The sequence below is a fragment of the Sulfuricurvum sp. genome (assembly GCF_023229695.1).
GTDB lineage: Bacteria > Campylobacterota > Campylobacteria > Campylobacterales > Sulfurimonadaceae > Sulfuricurvum.
This window is the reverse complement of record NZ_JALNYS010000036.1, coordinates 1-3,622: the sequence shown is the minus strand read 5'-3', so window position 1 is coordinate 3,622 and position 3,622 is coordinate 1. Positions and strand designations below refer to the sequence as shown.

Below are 3,622 nucleotides of genomic sequence, written 5' to 3'. Positions count from 1 at the left end.
TGCAAAAGATAGAAGAGATCAATGCCTCTGCGGCACGTTTCGAAGCGTATGCTCTCTACTCGACACAGGAACAATCGATCGGTGGAATGTTCACCGCGATCGAACCTGAAAACGAGGCAAAAGTGTCACGGCTCAAACGCTCTCTGATCGAGGGGGAGTATTTGACAGCGTCGGATACCAATGCCCTTTATTTGGGGGTAGAGCTGGCAAAAAGGCTCAAAGTAGGCGTTGGGGATACCCTCTCATTTATCTCCACGGGGGCAGATTATTCGTTTGCTGCGGATAATCTCGTGGTCAAGGGATTGTTTAAAACGAAGCTCTATGAGTTTGATAACGGTTCGGGATTTGTGAATAAGAGCTATTTCGATAGGGTGATGCAAAGCCATAATATTGCGACGCATATCATAATGAACCCTGCCGATGTGAAGCAAATCGATGCCGTAACGCTCAACGTGCAAAAAGCTCTGGAAGAGAAACTGGAGGTAAAAAACTATAAGACAACCCTTGAAGATTTAATTTTGGCAATGGAGATCGATACGATTTTCGGCTACATCACACTGGGGATATTTTTCATCGTCATCTTTTTCGTTATCGGGATATTCGCTTTTCTCTCTGTCTATGCGCGCATCCGTCAAATCGGAGTCCTGCGTGCCATCGGAACGACGCCTTCACAGGTGATGGGGATGTTGTTAATCGAAGCGCTGATCCTCGGATTTTTGAGCGTGGGTATCGGTGGTACAGCCGGAGGTTATGCCAGTTACCATTATGAAAAACACCCCATTGCTTTTGCCTCTTTGGCGGATGTCGATCCAGAGGAGTATGCCAAACAGTACAACATGGTCGCCGAAGCAACGTTTCCCACTGAATACAATCCTGTGAAAATTATGTTTGAGATGCTCATGATGTTGTTGCTGAACCTTTTGACGGTGATTTATCCTATCATGATCATTAATCGATTTACTCCGACCGAAGCGATACGCTATGTTTAGTCACACCGAAATGCTTTATTTTAAAATGGCACTTCTTCATATCGTCCGCCGCAAAGGGCGCGCCGCTTTGATCTCCATTATGATTGCGATATCGCTGATTGGATTGTTGCTGATGGAGGGGATGTACGAGGGGATGATGGTGCAGATCACCCAAAACTCGATTAAAACGGGGAGTGGAACCGTTTCTATTCAGCACAAAGAGTTCCGTTCGGATAACAATATCAAGTACCATATAGCCAAGCTTCAGAAGATCACGGAAGTATTGGACGCTCAAGAGGGGATTCGTAGTTATGTGACTCGTTTAAGTCAGCGCGGTCTTATCGCCACAGCCGGCTATTCGCAAGGGGTCAATATTACGGGAATCGACTTGGAGAGTGAAGCATCGCATGCACAGCTGGAAAATTTTATTATCAAAGGGGAATACCGTTTTGGCAAGCGTCAGCGCGGAGCACTCATCGGCTATCGTTTAGCACGTAAACTCAAGGTCGATATAGGTAAAAAGGTGATCGTCACGATGCAAGATACTCACAATGAAGTGGTCTCCGTTGCCTTAAAAGTAGAGGGAATACTAAAAACGAACAATATGGCGATTGACAGTAACGGATTGCTGATGGATATCGGCAGGCTTCGTACTCTCTCTGGGGTTGAAGGAGCAACGGAGATTGCCGTATTGTTAAAGAATCAAGATGACGACGGGATGGTAAAACGCTCTCTTACGTCGAAACTCGATGATACCAATATCGCCGTATATACCTACAAAGAGCTCTATCCCTCTTTGCATGAGGGGGAAGTGATGATGCAGACGTATAGCCGTATTAGTTCCGCGTTTATTTTTATCGTTGCGACGTTGGGTATTTTCGGTGTTGTCCTCGTATCGGTACTGGAGCGGGTGCGGGAGTTTGGGATTATGATGGCGATAGGAACACAATTTCGTGACATTGCACGCCTCATTATCTACGAATCGTTGGTTATCACGATGAGCGGATATATTGTGGGGGCGCTCATAGGCGGAGCTTTGTTGTGGTATTTCAAGCAGTATGGTCTTGATCTTTCCGGATTGAGTGATGCCTTTGCGATTTTTGGGATGGATTCGAGTATTCATGCGCTTCTTAAGATAGAATATTTTACCAGTGCTTTTTTGAGCGTTTTAGTGGCGACATTGGCGGCGACGATCATTCCTATCCGTACCCTCAAAAAGCGTAACCCCATCCAATCCATTAGTGAGACCGTAACATGAATTTTTTAACTGTACACAATGTGAAAAAAGTATTCAATGAAGGCTCTCAAAGCCAGAGCAATGCACTAAACGGGATCGATCTCTCCATCGGAAAAGAGGAGTTTATCGTCATCTCCGGTCCAAGCGGAAGCGGCAAGAGTACACTTCTTAATATCATTGGCGGGCTTGATACTCCAAGTGAGGGAACGGTAGAACTGGAGGGGACGGTGATTACGGCACTTGGTGAAAACGATTTGGCGCTGTTTCGCAGAGAGAACATCGGATTTGTCTTTCAGGCGTACAATCTGATTCCGGTTTTGAGCGTAAAAGAGAACATTGAGTATGTGATGCGTCTTATGGGGATGTCACAAAGCGAGTGCGACGCGCGGGTATTGGAGGTAGCACGTGAGCTTGATATTGATGCTTATTTGAACAAACTTCCCGACCATTTAAGCGGCGGACAGCAGCAGCGTGTCGCAGTAGCACGGGCAGTGGCAAGCAAGCCCAAACTTATCCTCGCCGATGAACCGACGGCAAATCTGGATACGGGAAACGGTGAGAAGTTGATGGAGCTGATGCGACGGTTGAATGAAGAGGAAAAAGTGACCATCATCTTCTCCTCTCACGATCCGATGGTGATTTCAAAAGCTCGCCGTTCGATTGTTTTACGTGACGGTGAGATCATAGAGGACACTTTACGGTCATGATGAGAAAAATATTGGTTGCAGTTCTTTTGATGTTAAGTATCAATGCAGCAGAGTATGAGACGACCTTTGAAAACAGCAACTTTACCCTCTCTTCGCCGCTTGATGGCACGGGCAATCAGGAACTTTACAATATCAACCGATTTCGTCTCACAGAAAATCTCCGTGAAGGCAATTGGTTTGCAACGGCAATCGGTGACATCAAAAATATTTTGGGATACGATATGATCAACAGTATCTCTTATAAATCAGCAAGCATGATCCGATCCGACACCCCTTTCTCTACCCAAAGCGGTACCTATGATTACCATGATGGGCAGATGTATGCCCAGCTTTACCGCCTTTACGGAGGATATACCGATGAGAAACAGCGCGTATCTATAGGTCTGCAAAAGGTGAGTATGGGAGTAGGGCGTATTTGGAATCCCACCGATTTGTTTAATCCGAAAAATCCCCTCGCTCTTGAACCCGATGAAATGTACGGTGTATTTGCACTGGCTTATTCGTATTCTCCCAGCAGTCTGAGTCAAATTACCGCCGTCGCTGCCCAGAGAGCCGACAAGAGTTTCAAATATGCCGGACGGCTAAAAGGGTATCTTGGATTTGCTGATGTGGCGCTCGATATCGTCAGTGCGGACGATGTAACAATGATCGGTTATGAACTCGAAGGGGAACTGTTGCAAACTGGGATTGAACTGCGCTCGGAAGGGGGA

General features: G+C 46.3%; 3 protein-coding genes and 1 pseudogene. All 4 read left to right on the top strand.

Features of this window, described 5'->3' with window-relative positions; translation table 11 throughout:
• Nucleotides 1–989 (top strand): FtsX-like permease family protein (locus M0P91_RS14980; RefSeq protein ID WP_295069273.1); only part of this gene is annotated, 989 nt, incomplete at its 5' end.
• Entirely contained in the window at nt 982–2,226 is a 1,245-nt protein-coding gene (locus M0P91_RS14975; protein WP_295069271.1) for an FtsX-like permease family protein, read from the top strand. The genes M0P91_RS14980 and M0P91_RS14975, both read left to right, overlap by 8 nt.
• Nucleotides 2,223–2,912 carry an ABC transporter ATP-binding protein gene (locus M0P91_RS14970; RefSeq protein ID WP_295069268.1) on the top strand — a complete coding sequence of 230 codons (690 nt, stop codon included), beginning with the start codon at nt 2,223–2,225 and terminating at the stop codon, nt 2,910–2,912. The genes M0P91_RS14975 and M0P91_RS14970 overlap by 4 nt, the downstream gene beginning before the upstream one ends.
• Nucleotides 2,909–3,622: pseudogene (locus tag M0P91_RS14965) on the top strand (hypothetical protein); the annotation flags it as partial. The gene M0P91_RS14970 and the pseudogene M0P91_RS14965, both read left to right, overlap by 4 nt.

Coding starts and splice junctions, on each gene's coding strand:
- M0P91_RS14970 (WP_295069268.1), top strand. CDS start 2,223: ATGAATTTTTTAACTGTACACAATGTGAAAAAAGTATTCAATGAAGGC.
- M0P91_RS14975 (WP_295069271.1), top strand. CDS start 982: ATGTTTAGTCACACCGAAATGCTTTATTTTAAAATGGCACTTCTTCAT.